This is a genomic window from Haloplanus salinarum, assembly GCF_009762275.1.
Lineage (GTDB): Archaea > Halobacteriota > Halobacteria > Halobacteriales > Haloferacaceae > Haloplanus > Haloplanus salinarum.
This window is the reverse complement of the sequence record NZ_CP034345.1, coordinates 1,183,999-1,201,653: the sequence shown is the minus strand read 5'-3', so window position 1 is coordinate 1,201,653 and position 17,655 is coordinate 1,183,999. Positions and strand designations below refer to the sequence as shown.

Here is a 17,655-nt window from a genome sequence, read left to right as displayed (position 1 = left end):
GGTAGTCGGGCGACCGACATGAATCCGCGCCGTCCCCACGGTGAAACTGAAACTGGAGCGGTATTGATGGGGGGTTCTTTATATACTCCGCCGAGGACGTTGTGAACGGTTCACACGGCCGGTACAGCGGCTTGTGGTACCGTTTCGCACCCCTTCAGCCACCGAAGTATTTATGTATATGTCGGCTGTATACGTTGTTACCAACGCGTCTCCGGCGCGTGGCGGTATCGCTCGCAGAATGATCGGGAACTCTTATCCACGGTTGATTGCGGGACGACCAGCCGTCAGTCCGCCCGGAGCGGTGGTATCGAGGTTTCAACAATGGTAACAACAGAAGAAGTACTCGACGAATTCGACGTTGCGGCGCTCGAAGAAGAGAGCAACGTCGAACTCACCGACGACCAGCTCGAAAACGACTCGAAGGGACAGCTCATCAAACTCGCCGGCCAGCTTCGCGACCGGCGTAACGAACTCAACCAGATGGCCTCGGAGCGGGCCTCGAAGCGCGACGACCTGAACGCCAAGACCCGCGAGAAGGTCGACGAGGCTCAGGAACATCGCGAGAAGCGCGACGAGCTCAACGAGCAGGTCCAGGAACACAAGGAGAGCCGCAACGAGCTCAACGCCAAGGCCAACGAGCTCTTCGACGAGGTCGAGGAGATGAAACAGGACCTCGAACTCGGCGACGGCAAGGACCTCGAGGAGCTCGAAGAGGAGATCGAGCAACTCGAGTTCCGCCAGCAGACCGAGGTCCTCAGTGCCGAGGACGAGCGCGAACTCATCGAGAAGATCGAGGACAAGCGCGAGGAGTACCAGCAGCGAAAGGAGAAACTCGACGACGCGAGCGAGCTCGACGAGCTCGTCGCGGAGGCCGAGGAGGTCCGCTCCGAGGCGTCCCAGCACCACCAGAAGGTGACCGAGCTCGCGGACAAGGCCCAGGAACACCACAACCAGATGATCGAGGCCTACCGCGAGGCCGACGAGATCCGCGACAAGGCCGACGAGATGCACGAGCTCTTCGTCGAGGCCCAGGAGGCAGCTGACCGCCACCACGAGGACTTCGTCCGCGTCCAGAAGCGCCTGCGCGAACTCGACAAGGAAGAGGAGCAGGAACAGCAGGACGAGCGCGAGGCCGAGCGCGAGGCCGCCAAGGAGGAGGCCGAGGAGATCTACCAGAAGTTCAAGGAAGGCGAGACCCTCGACACCGAGGACCTGATGAAGCTGCAGAAGACGGGTCTCCTGTAGACCGGATACGCCGACGCAGGTGTTTTTATGCCGATCCGTTCCCCAGCAGTGCGTATGGTGACAGAACGTGAGTGAGGACGACGTCGGTCGGGGCGCGATCGTGATCGTCGGTGGGATCGTCGCGGCGGTCCTCGGGTTCCTGATCTTCGTGGTCCTCCCGGGATCGCTCGCGGATCTCCTCGGCCTGCTGGTGACCGTCGGCGTCGTGATCCTCGGGACGCGTGCCGCCGGGGATCTGGCCGACTCGGTCTTCCCGGATTACAACGCCGCGGAGGTCGCAGTCGAGGGACCGATCACCCGCGACGGTGGGACGCCCGGGCCGATTCCCGGCGGGGCCGTGGGCACCACGGCCGACGACGTGGTCGAACAGATCGAACGTGCCGACGAGGACGACGCCGCCGAGGCGTTGCTGGTGAAACTCGACACGCCGGGCGGGGAGGTGGTGCCGAGCGACGACATCCGGCGGGCGGCCGCCGACTTCGACGGGCCGACCGTCGCCTACGCGACCGACGTCTGTGCCAGCGGCGGCTACTGGATCGCCAGCGGCTGTGACGAACTCTGGGCGCGGCGGGCGAGCATCGTCGGGAGCATCGGCGTCATCGGCTCCCGGGTGAACGTCTCCGAGTTGGCCGACGAGTTGGGCGTTTCCTACGAGCGCTTCGCGGCGGGCGAGTACAAGGACGCGGGGATGCCCCTGAAGGAACTCTCGGCGGACGAACGCGAGTACCTCCAGGGCATCATCGACGGCTTCTACGAGGACTTCGTCGAGCGCGTCGCCGAGGGCCGAGGGATGGACCCCGAGGCGATCCGGGACACCGAGGCCCGCATCTACCTCGGCGACGACGCCCACGAGTTGGGTCTGGTCGACGAACTCGGCGACCGGGACGATATCGAGGAGCACGTCGCGGATCTGATCGATACGGAGGTGTCGGTCCGCGAGTTCGAACCCGAGCGGGGGTTGGCGGACCGGCTCCGTGGCGGCGCGACGGCCGTCGCCTACGCCTTCGGCGCCGGCGTGGCTGGCACCGTGGCCGACGACGAACGGGGCTTCCGGCTCCGCTTCTGACCGGTCGGGGACGGGAGATATTTATCCCCGTGGATAGTTCTCACGACCGTGACGACGCTCGTCCTGTGTGTCGACCGCGCCGACGACATCGGGCGGACGGTCGGCGTGTCGATGCCCGTCGACGGGTGGGACGCGGTGCAGTCGCTGGTGACGGAGGTGGGCCTCGCGGACCCCGAGGACTCGACGGTCAACTGCCTGCTGGAGGCGCTACGTGTCACGCGTGACCTCCGGAGCGACGGCGAGGACGCCCTCGTCGCCGTCGTCTCGGGATCCGGCGACACCGCGGTCGGTGCCGACCGCTCGGTGGCCGCACAGGTCGACGAACTCCTCGACCGCCACGACCCGGACTCGGCGATCATCGTCACCGACAGCGCCGACGACGAACGTCTCGTTCCCATCGTGGAGAGCCGCCTGCCGGTCGACTCCGTCGACCGGGTCGTCGTCAGGCAGGCCCGCGACATCGAATCCACGTACTACCTCCTCAAGCAGTTCCTCGCCGACGAGGAACTCCGATCGACCGTGTTGGTCCCGCTCGGCGTCGGCTTGCTCCTCCTGCCGGTGTTGCTCGTGCGGTTCTCGTTGCCCGTGGCGCTCGCGGGGCTCGCCTCCCTGCTCGGCGCCGCGGTGCTGTACAAGGGGCTCGCCATCGACACGTACATCGCGCGGCTCCCGGATCGGACCCGGGACGCGCTCTACTCCGGACAGGTGTCGGTCGTCACCTACGCCGTCGCCGGCGGCCTCGCTCTCGTCGGCGCCTTCCTCGGCGCGCTGGCCGTCGAGACGACGGCGGAGGGCGTCGTCGTTCCAGTCATGCAGTTCGCGTACAGCGCCATCCCGTGGCTGGCGCTGGCGGCGCTCACGGCCAGCGCCGGCCGTCTCCTCGACGAACTCATCGACTCGGACCGCGTGCCGCGACCGTATCTGAACCTCCCCTTCGGCGTCGTCGCCCTCGGCCTCGTCGTCCGTGGATTCGCGGGGTACTTCCTCGAACGCGAGGGCGTCCTCGGGAACCTGCGGCTGTTCGGACTCACGGTCCCGGCCACCGAACGGCTCGCGCTCTTCGTCGTCTCGGCCATCGTCGTCTCGCTCGTCGGCGTGCGGGTGGCCGCGAACGTCGCCGATCATCCCGAGGAGGAGGCCGACGTCGACGCGGCCGAGCGCTCGTAACGGCGGTCGTCGCGTCTACCAGGGGGCGAAGTCGGGATCGACCATCCGCTCCCGGCGGTCGATGCCGTCGATCCGCGCCACGTCCTCGTCGTCGAGGTCGAGCGTCCGCGACGCCCAGTTGTCGCGGACGTGCTCCTCGCCGGTCGCCTTCGGGATGGCGGTCACGTCCTTCTCGCGGAGCCAGGCGAGCGACACCTGCGCCTCGCTGACGCCGTGTTTCTCCGCGACCGCCTGGATCTCCGGGACGTCGAACACCTCGCCGCGGGCCAGCGGCGAGTAGGCGACCACCTCGATCCCGTGGTCGGCACAGTGGGCGCGCAGTTCCTCCTGTGGGAGCAGCGGGTGACACTCGATCTGGTTGGCGAAGATGGGGGCGTCGGCAGTCTCGACGGCCTCGGTCACCTGCGCCGGCTCGAAGTTGCTGATCCCGATCCGGTCGATCAGGCCGTCGTCGTACAGGTCGTCGAAGGCGCCGAGGGTCTCGGCGGGGTCGTACGCCCGGGCCGGCCAGTGGACGTAGAGCAGGTCGACGGCGTCCACGCCGAGTTTCTCCAAACTCCGTTCGGTCGTCTCCCGGACGTCCGCCGGCGCGAGGTTGTCGATCCACACTTTCGTCGCCAGGAACACGTCCTCGCGGGGGACCGACGCCCGTGCGATTCCGTCCCCGACCTCCGCCTCGTTGTCGTAGGCCTGTGCGGTGTCGACGTGGCGGTAGCCCATCTCCAGGGCCGTCGCCACCGTCCCCGCACACTCCTCGGGATCGGTGTTCTGCCACGTTCCGAGGCCGAGGACTGGCATTCCGTTCGACCGTTGCACGTCGCTGGAGGATCGAGACATACGCGAACGGAGGGTGGAGACGCCGAAAGGAGTTGTGGAAGGGCCGGTTCGTGCCGGTACCGTCGTCCCGCGTCGTCGAACGCTTCCCGTGTGGCCGTTCGGGTGTCGGAGGCTACGGTCCGGCCAGACGTTCGCGGGCGAACTTGCCGAGCAGGGGGATGTCGCCGAGATGGAGGAGCTTCAGCATCGCGCGGACGTTGCCCGCGTTGGCCTTCGCCAGCGTGTCGCTCCCGGTGCCCTTGAGGTCCGTCATCAGCGTGTCGTACCGTTCGTTGGACGCGAGATAGAGGAGTTCGGTCATCAGCAGCCGTTCGCGCATCCGGGGGGCGACCTCGCTGTGCCACAGCTTGCTGTAGACGGACATCGCCTCCGCCGAGGTGTCGGGGTCGGCCTCGGTGAAACAGCGGTCGGCGGTGATGGCGGCCATCCGCCCCGACTTCATCCCCTTGTGGATGCCCTCGCCCCAGAGCGGATCGATCGTCGGCACGGCGTCGCCGATGGCCATGAAGCCGTCCGTACAGAGCTGTCCGGGCATCTGGATGTGAGCCGAGCCGCGGTGTTGCTGTTTCTCGGAGATGCGTTCGGCGTCGGCAAAGCGCGGGTCGGTATCGAGCCAGTGGTTGAAGTAGTCGTCGATGCTCGCCCCGTCGCGGCCGTAGCGCTCGTGGCTCTCGTTTTGGATGTAACAGAGGCCGACCTTCGCGGTGTCGCCGCCGGTGTGGAAGATCCAGGAGTAGCCACCGGGGGCGTACTCGTGGTCCAGGCGGAGCATCATCGTGTCGGTCAGGTCGGCGTAGTTCGGGTGGTCGACGTCCACGCCGGACATCTCCCACTCGATCCCGATGGCCTGCTGTTCCCGCCGCAGGTCGCTCACCCCGAGTTCCTTGGCGAGGGGCGCGGCCGGCCCCGTCGCGTCGACGACGATGTCGGCGTACGCCACCTCGCCGCCCGCGTACCGGACCCCGGCGATGTCGCCGTCCTCCATGATCGCTCCGTTCGCGCGGGCGTCGAACCGGTAGGTCGCCCCCTCCGATCGGCCCTCCCGGACCAGCCACTGCTTGAACTCCGCGAACTCCAGGACTGCACCGGGCTGGTGCTGGACGTAGTGGTGGTTCGGCGACTCCAACACCACGTCGTCGGTGTAGTTCATCACCACCTCGTCGGGCACGCCGAAGGAGGCCATCATCGAGGGGAAGGTCCCGGCGGTCGACTTGTTGCTCTGGCGGGGGAAGGTGTCCTCGGGTTCGGCTTCGAGGACGAGAACGTCGTAGTCCCGCTGAGCGAGGTCGCGCGCACACTGGGCCCCGGCAGGCCCCGCGCCGGCGACGATCACGTCGAAACGGTCGGACATATGTTTCCCTACCGGGAGAGCGTAATCAGTCTTGCTGAACCGGACGAGAGCGATACGTCGGGTGCTCTCGCCGACCGTTCTCGCTTCCCGGTGCCGGTCGGTCGGACGCCGCCGCCGTAGACGGCACAGCGGGTCGTCGTCGTGCCGAAATCGAGTCCGACGACACTGCCCTGCAGGGACGGTGGCACGGTCAGAAGGGGGGTCGGTCGTGTTAACTCTTGTGTGGCGCCGGCCGCCTCAGTAGAACTCGCGGACGAGGTCCATCGCGTCCTCGGGCGCGCCGTCGGGGATGTCGGACATGTCCGCATCGACGCCGTGGCTCCGCTCGTAGGGCACCGACTCCTCGTCCCGGTAGAGGACGCCCTGGTACTCCTTGCCCGGATCGAGGATGCGCGAGCGGGCGTCGTCGTAGCTCGTCGGATCGTGGTCGGTGTCCGCGAGGTCGACGATGTGATCGCGGAAGTAGTCGTAGGTGTCCACGTCGTTGAACGTCACGCAGGGGGAGAACACGTTGACGAAGCCGAAGCCGTCGTGTTCGACGGCCTGTTTGACGATTTCGGCGTGGCGCTGGGCGTCCGTCGAGAACGACTGCGCGATGAAGGTACCGCTGGCGGCGAGCGCGAGCGCCAGCGGGTTGACCGGCGGTTGCTGGGGCCCCTCGGGCGTGGTCGACGTCTCGAAGTCCTCGCGACTGGTCGGCGAGGCCTGCCCCTTGGTGAGCCCGTAGATGCGGTTGTCCATGACCACGTAGGTCATGTCGATGTTGCGGCGGACGGCGTGGATGAAGTGCCCGGCGCCGATGGAGTAGCCGTCGCCGTCGCCGCCCGCGACCATCACCTCGACGTCGGGGTTGGCGAGTTTGACCCCGGCGCCGACCGGGAGCGCCCGGCCGTGGACGCCGTGGAGGGCGTAGGAACGCATGTACGTCCCGATCTTGCCGGAACAGCCGATGCCGGCGACGACGAACGTCTCGTCGGGGCTGTTGCCGGTTTCGGCGAGCGCTTTCATCATCCCGTTCATCGTCCCGAAGTCGCCGCATCCGGGACACCAGGTCGGCTGTGCGTCGGACTTGAAGTCGGTGAATCGAACGTTGGAACTCATGCGGTGGCCTCCTCGGCTCCTTCGTCGGTCGCTAACACGTCCGCGATCCGCTCGGCGAGTTCGTCCGCCTTGAATCGGACGCCGTCGTACTTGTTGATGCGGGTGACCCGCGTCAGCGTGTCGTGTTCGATCAGGTCCGCGAACTGCCCGGTCGCGTTACACTCGACGACGATGGTCTCCTCGGCGGCGTCGACGGCGTCCGTCAGGTCCGGCCGCGGGAAGACGTAGGGCACCGAGAGATAGCGGGCCTCGATCCCCTCCTCGTCGAGGAAGGACTTGGCCTCGATCAGCGCCCCCTCGTTCGATCCCCACGAGAGCACGAGCGTGTCGGCGTCGGGGTCGCCGAACTCGCGTGGCTCGAACGGTTCGCGCTCCCGGGCCGTCTCGACTTTCCGGGTCCGCTTGTCGACCTGGCGGACGCGCATGTCGGTGTCCTCGGTCCGGCGACCGAGTTCGTCGTGTTCGAGGCCGGTGGACATGTGGACGCCGCCCTCGGTCCCCGGGAAGGCGCGAGGACTGATCCCGTCCTCGGTGAGGGCGTGGGGTTTGAACCGTCCCGACTCGTCTTGCCACTCGCCGACCGTCCCCTCGTCGACGACCTTGCCGCGCTCGATTTCGACGGCGTCCATGTCGAACTCCTCGGGCGGGTAGGTCTGTTCGGTGACCGCAAGCGAGAGGTCGGCGGTCAGGTAGACGGGAAGCTGGTACTTCTCCGCGAGGTTGAACGCCTCGACGGTCTTGTGGAAACACTCGGCGATGGTCGTCGGCGCGAGGACGAACCGCGGCACTTCGCCGTGGCCGCCGTAGAGCATCGCGTTCAGGTCGCCCTGCTCCTGTTTGGTCGGCATCCCGGTCGAGGGTCCCGAGCGCATCACGTTACAGATGACCAGCGGCGTCTCGCTGGTGGCGACCAGGCCGAACGTCTCGGCCATGAGGTCGATTCCGGGCCCGGAGGTGGCAGTCATCGAACGGGCGCCGGCGCGCGCGGCGCCGAGGGCCATGTTGATGGCCGAGAGTTCGTCCTCGGCCTGGACGACGTGGCCGCCGTACTGTTCGATCCGTCCGGTGAGGTACTCCATCACGTCCGTCGCGGGGGTGATCGGATAGCCGGCGTAGAACCGACAGCCGGCGGCGATGGCACCCATCCCGATGGCCTCGTCGCCGTTCAGGAGGACGTAGTTCTCGTCGGTGCACTCCAGTTCGAACCCGAACGCCTCGTCGTAGTTCTCGAGGACGTACTCCCGGCCCTTTCGGGCGGCGGCCTTGTTGTTCTCGACGATGGCGGCTCCCTTGTCGCCGAACCGCTTCTCGAGGGCGCTGTCGAGGTTCTCGATCGGGAACTCACTCACTGCGCACGCGGCCCCGAGCGCGACGACGTTCCGCATGATCGCGCCGCCGGCCTCCTCGGCGAGGGCCTGCAGCGGCACGTCCAGGCCGATCATCCCCTCGGGGATCTCGACGTCCTCCATCGTCGTCCGGTCCCCGTCGTAGATGATGACGCTGCCCTCGTGGAGTTCGTCGAGGTTCTCGTCGATCGTCCGCTGGGTGAGCGCGATGAGTACGTCCAGACGGTCGACGACGCTCTGAACCTGGTCTACGGACGTGCGGACCTTGTACGCCGTGTACCCGCCCCGGATGCGGGACGCGAAGTCCTTGGAGGTGAACACGTGCCGACCGGCCCTCGAGAGCGCCTGGGCGAAGATTTTCCCGGTGGAGTCGATGCCGTCACCCGCTTCTCCACCGATCGCCCAGTTGAAGTCCGCAGGCATGCTGTGTGGGACGTATCCCCGGATCGGTCAAAAGCCTTCTGAATGGTTCGGGTTCCCGCAATACCAGCCGCGCGCGGGCCGATGCGTCCGCGTTCTCGGCGCCGAACCGACCGCCGGGGCCGGCGTCCACACTGACGCCGGACGCTATGGCGTAGGTTTATCACGAATGATTGGAAAGTCTATTCTGACATATGTCCGAGGAAGACATCGAACTGGAGGCGAGGCTCGAAGAGCAGGCGACGTTCGAGCCCTCGGATTCGTTCGTCGAGCAGGCGAACGTATCGGATCCCAGTGTATACGAGGAGTTCGACGAGAACTGGCCGAACTGTTGGCAGGCGGCGGCCGAACTCCTCGACTGGGACGAGGAGTACGATCAGGTGCTCGACGACTCGAACCCGCCCTTCTACGAGTGGTTCACCGACGGCACGCTGAACGCGTCGGCCAACTGTCTCGACCGCCACCTCGACGAGCGCGGCGACGAACCGGCCATCGAGTGGGTCGGCGAACCCGTCGACGAGGACGACCGGACGTTCACCTACGCGGAGCTCCACCGCGAGGTCAACGAGTGTGCGGCGGCGCTTCGGGACCTCGGCGTCGGCGAGGACGACGTCGTGACGATGTACATGCCGATGATCCCCGAGCTCCCCATCGCCATGCTGGCGTGTGCGCGGATCGGCGCGCCCCACAGTGTGGTGTTCGCGGGCTTCTCGGCGGATGCGCTGGCGACCCGGATGAACGCCGCGGACTCGGAGTACTTGATCACCTGCGACGGGTACTATCGCCGTGGCGACCCCCTCGATCACCTCTCGAAGGCCAACGAGGGCCTCGCGGGCGTCGACCACGAAGTGTCCGACGTGGTCGTGGCCGAGCGGCTCCGCGACGGCGACGGCTTCGGCCACGGCCTGGCGGCCAACCAGCACACCTACGACGGCCTCGTCGCCGACCACGAGGGGGCGACCGTCGACCCCGTCAAGCGGGACGCCGAGGACATGCTGTTCCTGATGTACACTTCGGGGACGACGGGCCAGCCGAAGGGGGTCAAACACACCACCGGTGGCTACCTCGCGTGGACCGCCTGGACTTCGCAGGCGGTGCTCGACATCAAGCCCGAGGACACCTACTTCTGTTCGGCCGACATCGGCTGGATCACCGGCCACTCCTACATCGTCTACGGCCCGCTCGCGCTCGGGACGACGACGATGATGTACGAGGGGACGCCGGACCACCCCGATCGGGACCGCCTCTGGGAGATCGTCGAGGAGTACGAGGCCACCCAGCTCTACACCGCACCCACCGCCATCCGCGCGTTCATGAAGTGGGGCGGGGAGTACCCCGACCGACACGACCTCTCCAGCCTCCGGCTGCTGGGCACCGTCGGCGAGCCCATCAACCCGCGGGCCTGGAAGTGGTACTACAAACACATCGGGAACGAGGAGTGTCCCATCGTGGACACCTGGTGGCAGACCGAGACGGGCGGCATGATGGTCACCACCCTCCCGGGCGTCAAGACGATGAAGCCCGGCTCCGCCGGGCCGCCCCTCCCGGGCGTCGACGCCCAGGTCGTCGACACGAACGGCGATCCGGTCGAAGCCGGGCGCGCCGGCTACCTCACCGTTCGGAAGCCGTGGCCCGGGATGCTCCGAACGCTGTACAAGAACGACGAGCGGTACATCGAGGAGTACTGGGCCGAGTACTCCGACACCGACAGCTCGGACCCCGAGGACTGGGTGTACTTCCCGGAGGACGGCGCCAAACTCGACGAGGACGGCTACATCACCGTCCTCGGTCGCGTCGACGACGTGCTCAACGTCTCGGGCCATCGCCTCGGGACCATGGAGATCGAGTCCGCCATCGTCGGCGTCGAGGGCGTCGCCGAGGCCGCGGTCGTCGGCGGCGACCACGAGGTGAAAGGCGAGGCCGTCTACGCCTACGTCATCACCGAGGACGGGTACGAGGAGGACGACGCGCTCCGCGACCGCATCGTCCAGGCCGTCGAGGACGCCATCGGCCCCATCGCCCGCCCCGAGCGCGTGGTCTTCTCGCCGGACCTGCCCAAAACCCGGTCGGGCAAGATCATGCGCCGTCTGCTGGAGGATATCGCCAACGAGGCCGAACTGGGCGACACCTCGACGCTCCGTAACCCCGACATCGTCGAGGACATCCAAGGCAAGATCAGCGGCGACTGATCGGTCGTCGCGACCGGTCGATCCCGCTCCGAGGCCCCCGCTTACCCCGCGTTTCGTCGCGACTCCCGCCAGATCGTCGCCAGTTCGTACACGAAGACCCCGGCGACCAGCGCCAGCGATCCCCAGATCAGGACCGCGAAGCCGAGCGCGGAGAGGGTCACCGTCGCTCACCCCCCGAGCCGTCGGTCGCCTCGTCGTCGAGGCGTCGGATCGTCCGGTCGAGCCGGTCGAGGTCGAACCGCTCGTCGCCGACGCGAGCGGCCACGACGGTCAGGGCCGTCGAAAGGGCGGCGGCGCCGATAAAGGAGCGGAAGTAGGTGGCCGCCGGCAGCCCGGAGAGCGGCAGGACACCGCGGGCGGGCGGGAAGAGGGCCAGTCCGACGACGAGGGCAACCAGACTCGCCGTCAGGGCGCCGGCGGACGTTGCACGCCGCGAGAAGAGGCCGTGCAGGAGCGGGATGAAGGTGGCCGCCGCGAGCAGGTCGGCGAGGAGAAAGAGCGTGAGCACGGAGTAGCCCTGCGCGCCGACGACCGTCGCGGCCGCGGCGACGACGACGGTCACGCCGCGGGCGGTCGCGGTGAGGCGGTCCCCCGAGAGGTCGAGGAGCCGCGGAAGATCCGCGGTGACGACGCTCGCGATGGCGTTGAACAGCGTGTCGGCGCTGGAGACCACGAGCAGGACGGCCAGGACGGCGACGGCGACGACGGCCGCGTCGGGGAGCACCTCGGTCACGACGAGGAAAAAGGAGACGCTGGCGTCCCCTGGCGCCTCGACGAGGCCGAGGCCGACGGCGATGGGGCCGAACACGCCCGCCAGGAGGACCATCGGGACGACGGCGACGGCGGCGACGAGGAAGGACCGACGGAGCGTCCCCTCGTCGCTCGCGGCGTAGACCCGCTGCCACCACGCCTGGTTCAGCATCTCGGCGCCGACGACGGCGACGACGACGTAGGCCCCGAACTCCAGGCCGGTGGCCGATCCGACGGTCAGGAGTTCGGGCGCGCTATCGACGACGGCGGCGTGGGCGGCGTCGGTCCCACCCAGCGCGAGCACCGTGACGACGACGCTCACCATCAGGAGCGGGAGGATGAGCACGGTCTGGACGGTGTCGGTGACGATGCTCGCACGGAGGCCGCCGTAGCCGGTGTACGCGAGGACGGTGACGCCGACGACGGTCGCGGTCTGCCAGCCGGGCACCCCCGCGACGAGCGAGAGCGCGCTCGCGATGCCGGTGAACTCCGCGGCGAGGAAGACGAACATGTAGGCGACGCTGACGACGAGGACGTACGCGTACATCGCCGTCCCGTAGCGGGCGTAGGCGTACTCGGTGAGGCTGTGGCCGCGGGGGAGGAGTTGCCGGATGCGGGGGCCGACGACGGCGAAGGCGGCGAGCGCGAGCGCCGACCCGGCCGCGTAGCCGGCGACGGCCGTGATTCCGCCGAAGGCCGCGCCGGCCTCCGCGGGACTGAACAGGATCCACGCCCCCATGCTCGAGGCGACGAGCGTCGCGGTCAGCGTCCCGCCGCCGGCCGAGTTCCGGGCGGTGAGGTAGTCCTCGACGGTCTCGATGCGCCCCCGGGCGTACCACGCGCCGAACGCCGCGAAGGCGAGCAGGACGACGGTCAGCAGTCCGAGCAGCGCCGTCGTGGTCACCACGGTGATTCCTCCGTTCGCGTCGGTCGTGCCATACTCCCGGCTGGACGGCCGACGAAATAATACTTTGTGATATAACCGGGTAATCGCCGCTAGAGGTAGCTGGCGTCCCACCGGGTCGGCTTGCGTCGGTTCTCGCAGTCGTTACAGACGACACGGCCCATCGTGTCCATCGAGACGGCGAAGCTATCGCAGTTGCCACAGAGGTAGCCGTACCGCTCCGAGCGGTCCCGGTCGAGGTACACCGAGTAGAACGGGCCGTCGGCACCGCGGACGCTCTCCTCGAGGGCGACGTACACCTGCCGGCCGTCGGGGAGCGTCGCCGCCTCGGAGAGTACCTGTCGGCCGCCGGCACCCGGGAACTTGGAGTAGAGCATCTCGACGAACGGCTCGCCGCCGATCTCGACGGTCCGTTCGCCGATCCGCTCGAAGTCCTCGTTCTCGTAGAAGTCGGTCCCCGCCTCGTTGGCGGACAGCACGCGCCCCTCGATGCGGCCGACGCCGTGTTCGAGCAGGCGCTGTTCGAGCGTCTCCAGCAGCCGGTCGCCGATCCCGACGCCGCGGCTGTCGGGTTCGACGTGGAGCCAGTCGATCTCGCCGACGGTCTCGCGCCGTTCGACGACGTAACTCTGGGCGAACCCGACGAGCCGACCGTCGTCGTCCGCGACGAGGAACTCGGTGTCCGGATCGTCGAGGTCGTCGGTGAGCGTCCCCTCGTCGTACCACCGCTCGACGGCCTGTGCGATGATTTCGTCCTCCAGTGCGTGGCCGTACGACGCGGCGAGGGAGTGGTGTGCGACGGTTCTGATCCCTTCGATGTCCTCAGCCCGTGCCTCGCGAATGTCCATGTTGAAACTGTGTACGGTGACGCTCCTTAAAGTGTCTCGGTGAGCGTGACGGGAGTGTCGAGGAACGCCGGCCCGTCCTGTCGCCCTTTTGATGATGGCTCGGAACGATCACGCTCAGTTCGAGCACGGGTCGTCGGCGACGTCCGGCAGCGTCGTCACCTCGCGGTCGGGGTGTGCGCCGATGGCCTCCGGCGGGTTGCGCCGACGGTTCACCCACGTCGTCGCCATGCCCGCGTTGCCGGCGCCGGCGACGTCCCAGGCGTTCGAGGAGACGAGTCGACAGTCGTCGAGCGGTCGGTCGAGGGTCTCGGCGGCGTGTTCGTACACCGAAGGGTCGGGCTTGAAGGTCCGTACCCCGTGGGCGCTGACGATTCCGTCGAGGTGAGACCGAAGCCCAGCGTTCTCCGCGAGCCGTTCCAGCATCGCGGGGTTGCCGTTCGAGAGAACCACCACCTCGTGGCCGGCCGTCGACAGGCGGTCGAGGGTCTCCGCCGCTCCCGGGAACGGCTCCAGATGGTCGTACGTCTCGCGGATGCGTTCGCGGGTCGACGCGTCGGGATCGAGGTCGAACTGGGCCAGCGCGTACTCGAGCGCGTGGCCGGTGATCTCCCAGAACGGCTCGTAGTCGTCCATCTGTGCGCTCTGGTAGGAGTACTGGAGCTGTTTGCGGCGCCACACCTCGTCGACCGCCGCCACCAGCCGGTCCGCGACGTCGAGTTCCTCGCCCAGGCGGGCGCGCACGCTACTCGTATCACACAGGGTTCCGTACATGTCGAAGCAGATGCCGGCCATGTCCGGTGGATAGGGGCGATTCCCTTGTATTCGTTCCCCCGCTCGATGGTGCACGAAGACGAACGGATCGGCGTCGATCAGTGCCGCGTCGTCGACGACGGTAGTTGCCTCTTCGTGGCCGATTCGAATCCATACCGTCCCCGAGCCCGACATTTTATGACGATTGTATGATTGTATCGGACAGTGATGCCAGGGCCAGCCGACGACGACCGGATCCCGGAGGCGGTCGCCCCGCACACGTTGTCGGACTTCGGGTATGGCGACCTGGAGAAAGGGAAGCGGATTGGCACGGGGGGCGACGCGGACGCGTACCGTGCGACCCTCGACCAGGACGGCTATACGTACCCGATCGCAGTCAAGGAACCGCGATTCGAAGGTACGATTCGGAAGCGCGTCTTCCAGAGGTTCGAAACGGAAGCAGAGACGTGGGAAAGCCTAAACCACCACGAAAACGTCGTCTCCGTCTACACGTGGGGTGCGGAACCACTCCCGTGGCTCGCCCTGGAGTTCATGGACGGTGGGACGCTCGAAGCACAGCTCGGATCGATCGACGTCGCCGAGGCACTGTGGCTCTCCGGCCGTATCGCCGAGGGGATTCGATACGGCCATCGTCACGGTGTCGCCCACCTCGACATCAAACCCACGAACGTGCTGTTGCGGGATACGCCGGAGGGCAAGTGGGACTATCCGAAGGTCAGCGATTGGGGGCTGGCCAAGATGCTACTGGACCACTCCAATAGCATCGAGGGAATCTCACCGACGTATGCCGCGCCGGAACAGTTCGACGCCGAGGAGTACGGAAGCCCCGACGATATCACCGACATCTACCAACTGGGGACGCTAGTGTACGCGTTGGTGGCGGGTGAGCCGCCGTTTTCCGGATCGTCGACGGCCGTCATGCAGGGTGTTCTACGGGAGGACCCGGACCCGCCGTCGACGGTCAATCCCGAGGTACCGGCGGCCGTCGACGAGGCCGTGCTGAAGGCGCTGGCAAAGGACAAAGCCGATCGGTACGACGGGGTCCTCACTTTCAGGAAGGAACTGGATCGGCTCTTTGCGGAACACGTCTCGGACGACGTGGTCGGCGGGAACCCCCCGACAGCGTCCCCGGCACCCGAACCGACGGATCGGACGACCGAGAGGGACGCCGAAACGGTGGCAGACAGCACCGGAACGGTTGCCACCGGCTCCCGGACTGGGTCGCGGTCAGCAGTCGACCAGGACGAGGGTTCGCCGGCCTCCGCTACACGACACGGGACGGGGTCGGACGGCGCTCCGCTGGTGTCGCGCCGATCCGTACTCGGCCTCCTGAGTGTGGGCGTGCTGGGAGGGGGTGGCGTGATGGTCACCCGAATCACCGGCGACGACGAACCCTCTTCGTCGGGGTCGGCCCCACTCGGGGGTAGCGGTGACGGTGGCGGCGGATCGGAGTATTCCGAACTCGGCAACTACCCCATCGAAGGCGACACAGCGACGTTCGGGTTCACCGTGCCCCAGTCCGGCCCCTACGCCGCTGAGGGGGAGGACGAACTCCGGGGGTACGAGCTCGCGGTCGATCACCTCAACAACGGCGGCGGCTGGGTCGACTCCCGGTTCGACGACCTCTCCGGTGACGGCGTCCTCGACTATCGGATCGATTCGGTGAGCGGAGACACGGAGACGGACGCCGACACCGCGCGCCAGTGGGCGGCGCGGATGATCCGGCGTGACGACGCGATCATGGTGAGCGGTGGCTCGTCCTCGGCGGTGACCATCGCGGTCCAGGACCTGTGCCAGCAGGAACGGACCGTGTTCATGGGGTGTCTGACCCACTCGAACTACACGACTGGACGGGACTGCTTGCGTTACGGCTTCCGCGAGATGTTCAACGTGCACATGACGGGACAGGCGCTGGCGCCGGTCCTCCGTGACGAGTACGGCGAGGGGCTGCAGTTCTACCAGCTCTACGCCGACTACAGCTGGGGACGGACCCAGCAGGAGTCGATGAACCAGTTCCTCTCCGAGACGGCCGGGTGGAAGCAGGTCGACTCGGTGGCGACGCCGCTCGGCACCAGCGACTACTCCTCGTACCTCTCGGAGGCAGCGAACTCCGGGGCGGACGTCCTCGTGCTCAACCACTACGGACTGGACGGCGCGACGTCGGTCAGTCAGGCGGTCGACGCCGGTCTCGCCGAGGACATGGAACTCGTCGTCCCGTTATACAACCGGCCGATGGCCGAGGCCGCGGGTGCCGCCATCGAGGGCGTCTTCGGCACCGTCGCGTGGGACGCCCAGATCGACAACACGCCGTCCCAGGAGTTCCTCCAAGCGTTCCAGGACGAGTACGACCGCGTCCCCTCCGGCGTGGCACACCTCGCCTACGCCCAGACGCTCCAGTACGCGGCGGCCGTCGAGCGCGCCGGCACCTTCTACCCGCCCGAGGTCATCCGCCAACTCGAGGACTACGAGTACGACAACATCGGCATGGGCTCCGAGACGATGCGTGCGTGCGACCACCAGGCCCAGCGTGCCGTACCGGTCGTCCGCGGCCTCCCGGAGTCCGAACAGCGGACGGGGCAGTACTACGAGCTCATCGACCTGACCAGCCGCGACGAACTCGGCTACGGCTGTGACGAAGGCCCGGCCGCGGAGTGCGAACTCGGCGAGTACGGCGACGAGTAGTCGTCGCGCTGTCCCCCGTCGAACACGACCGACCGATACGCAACACAACGCCGGTCACTAGACGGGTCGGGCCCGACGCCGGGGAATCCTGGAGTTTCACATCGAATCTAGGACGCCGCGTGACGGTCGTGACCGGCGGGGAGTCGCCGCCAGATGCGTCTAGTCGTCGGTGTCGCCGGCCACCATCACCGGCCGGTCGGCGTTCAGAATCACCGACTGCGTGACGCTCCCGAACAGCGCCTTGCCCGTCGGCGACCGCTTCCGTCCGGCGACGACGATCAGGTTCGCGTCCTCGCTTTCCGCCACGTCGAGGATCTGCTCGGCGGGGTCGCCGCTGGACTCGGTCACCGTCACCTCGACTCCTTCCCCTTCGAGATACTCGGTCGCCTCGCGGACGGACCCGATCTGGGGGGCCGAGGCCCCGGTCGGATTGTCCGTGAAGCTGTGGATGATGGTGACCCGGGCGTCCGAGCCGGCACCCGGCAGGTCGGCGACGGCCTGCGCACACGCGATGGCCCGCTCCTCGTTGTCGTCGACACCCATAACGGCGTGGTACATATTCGGCCTTGGAGCGGCCAGGCCCTAAGTGTCTTCCCTCGAATCCGCCTGCCGGGAAACGTAGGCGACGAGCGCGAGCGGGAGGCCGAGTGCGACCGCCACGGTCACGACGCCGTACACCGCGAAGCCGGCGCCGTTCGGCGGGAGCGGAACGAGAAAGAAGAGTCGGGGCGGTTCGCCCATGTCGACGACCTCGCCGAGGACGACCCCGAGGGCGCCGGCTATCGCCACGATGACGACATAGAGGTACAACACGAACCGGCGGCCGTTCAGGGGCGTCTGCGTCGCGGACACGATCCAGGCTAAGGGAACCGGCCGATTAGCGCTTTCCCTTCGGACCGATGGTCATTTGCCCGCACGCACCGTTGGACCCCGTATGAGCAACACGGACCTCCTCGGGATCGTCCTCGGTTCGGTCGC

General features: G+C 67.5%; 14 protein-coding genes and 1 pseudogene. 6 read left to right on the top strand and 9 right to left on the bottom strand.

The features are described 5' to 3' along the window. Positions 1-321: 321 nt before the first annotated feature. The 3 genes from EI982_RS07485 (at position 322) to EI982_RS07475 (ending at position 3,478) form a co-directional block, all read left to right on the top strand. A complete protein-coding gene (locus tag EI982_RS07485) occupies positions 322-1,245 on the top strand; it encodes a coiled-coil protein (protein ID WP_157688985.1) in 924 nt (307 codons plus the stop codon). A 67-nt stretch (positions 1,246-1,312) separates the two neighbouring features. Beyond that, positions 1,313-2,311 (top strand): signal peptide peptidase SppA, encoded by a 999-nt coding sequence (gene sppA, locus EI982_RS07480; RefSeq protein ID WP_157688983.1) that lies wholly within the window; start codon positions 1,313-1,315, stop codon positions 2,309-2,311. Positions 2,312-2,359: 48 nt separating this feature from the next. Further along, complete coding sequence (locus EI982_RS07475) at positions 2,360-3,478, top strand: DUF373 family protein (RefSeq protein WP_157688981.1); 1,119 nt, start codon at positions 2,360-2,362, stop codon at positions 3,476-3,478. Between the two features lie 15 nt (positions 3,479-3,493). Here the strand turns inward: EI982_RS07475 and EI982_RS07470 are convergent, their stop codons facing one another. The 4 genes from EI982_RS07470 to EI982_RS07455 all read right to left on the bottom strand — a co-directional run bounded on the left by EI982_RS07470 (position 3,494) and on the right by EI982_RS07455 (position 8,536). Next, positions 3,494-4,315 (bottom strand): aldo/keto reductase, encoded by an 822-nt coding sequence (locus EI982_RS07470; protein ID WP_157688979.1) that lies wholly within the window; start codon positions 4,313-4,315, stop codon positions 3,494-3,496. A 112-nt stretch (positions 4,316-4,427) separates the two neighbouring features. Then, positions 4,428-5,666, bottom strand: a complete 1,239-nt coding sequence (locus EI982_RS07465; RefSeq protein ID WP_157688977.1) for a digeranylgeranylglycerophospholipid reductase — start codon at positions 5,664-5,666, stop codon at positions 4,428-4,430. A 237-nt stretch (positions 5,667-5,903) separates the two neighbouring features. Next, positions 5,904-6,767: a 2-oxoacid:ferredoxin oxidoreductase subunit beta gene (locus tag EI982_RS07460; RefSeq protein WP_157688976.1), complete on the bottom strand. Its 864-nt coding sequence runs from the start codon at positions 6,765-6,767 to the stop codon at positions 5,904-5,906. Beyond that, complete coding sequence (locus EI982_RS07455; protein ID WP_157688974.1) at positions 6,764-8,536, bottom strand: 2-oxoacid:acceptor oxidoreductase subunit alpha; 1,773 nt, start codon at positions 8,534-8,536, stop codon at positions 6,764-6,766. The genes EI982_RS07460 and EI982_RS07455 overlap by 4 nt, the downstream gene beginning before the upstream one ends. 191 nt (positions 8,537-8,727) lie before the next feature. Here EI982_RS07455 and acs point away from each other — a divergent pair, with 191 nt between their 5' ends. Next, a complete protein-coding gene (acs, locus tag EI982_RS07450; protein WP_157688972.1) occupies positions 8,728-10,722 on the top strand; it encodes an acetate--CoA ligase in 1,995 nt (664 codons plus the stop codon). Between the two features lie 157 nt (positions 10,723-10,879). Here acs and EI982_RS07445 read toward each other — a convergent pair whose 3' ends face one another. From EI982_RS07445 to EI982_RS07435, 3 genes are all read right to left on the bottom strand, one after another. Beyond that, positions 10,880-12,379, bottom strand: coding sequence for a sodium:solute symporter family transporter (locus tag EI982_RS07445; RefSeq protein WP_157688970.1), 1,500 nt, complete (start codon positions 12,377-12,379; stop codon positions 10,880-10,882). A gap of 89 nt (positions 12,380-12,468) precedes the next feature. After that, complete coding sequence (locus tag EI982_RS07440; protein WP_157688968.1) at positions 12,469-13,224, bottom strand: GNAT family N-acetyltransferase; 756 nt, start codon at positions 13,222-13,224, stop codon at positions 12,469-12,471. A gap of 114 nt (positions 13,225-13,338) precedes the next feature. Further along, positions 13,339-14,016 carry a haloacid dehalogenase type II gene (locus tag EI982_RS07435; protein ID WP_157688966.1) on the bottom strand — a complete coding sequence of 226 codons (678 nt, stop codon included), beginning with the start codon at positions 14,014-14,016 and terminating at the stop codon, positions 13,339-13,341. Between the two features lie 186 nt (positions 14,017-14,202). On the opposite strand from EI982_RS07435, the pseudogene EI982_RS18680 reads away from it, so the two are divergent. Continuing rightward, positions 14,203-14,967, top strand: a pseudogene (locus EI982_RS18680) (serine/threonine-protein kinase); the annotation flags it as partial. Between the two features lie 390 nt (positions 14,968-15,357). After that, positions 15,358-16,677 (top strand): substrate-binding protein, encoded by a 1,320-nt coding sequence (locus tag EI982_RS18675; RefSeq protein WP_233255345.1) that lies wholly within the window; start codon positions 15,358-15,360, stop codon positions 16,675-16,677. Between the two features lie 159 nt (positions 16,678-16,836). Here EI982_RS18675 and EI982_RS07425 read toward each other — a convergent pair whose 3' ends face one another. Both EI982_RS07425 and EI982_RS07420 read right to left on the bottom strand, forming a co-directional pair. After that, positions 16,837-17,235, bottom strand: coding sequence for a universal stress protein (locus EI982_RS07425; RefSeq protein ID WP_157688962.1), 399 nt, complete (start codon positions 17,233-17,235; stop codon positions 16,837-16,839). Between the two features lie 24 nt (positions 17,236-17,259). Further along, entirely contained in the window at positions 17,260-17,529 is a 270-nt protein-coding gene (locus EI982_RS07420) for a DUF7520 family protein (RefSeq protein WP_157688960.1), read from the bottom strand. Between the last annotated feature and the right edge of the window lie 126 nt (positions 17,530-17,655).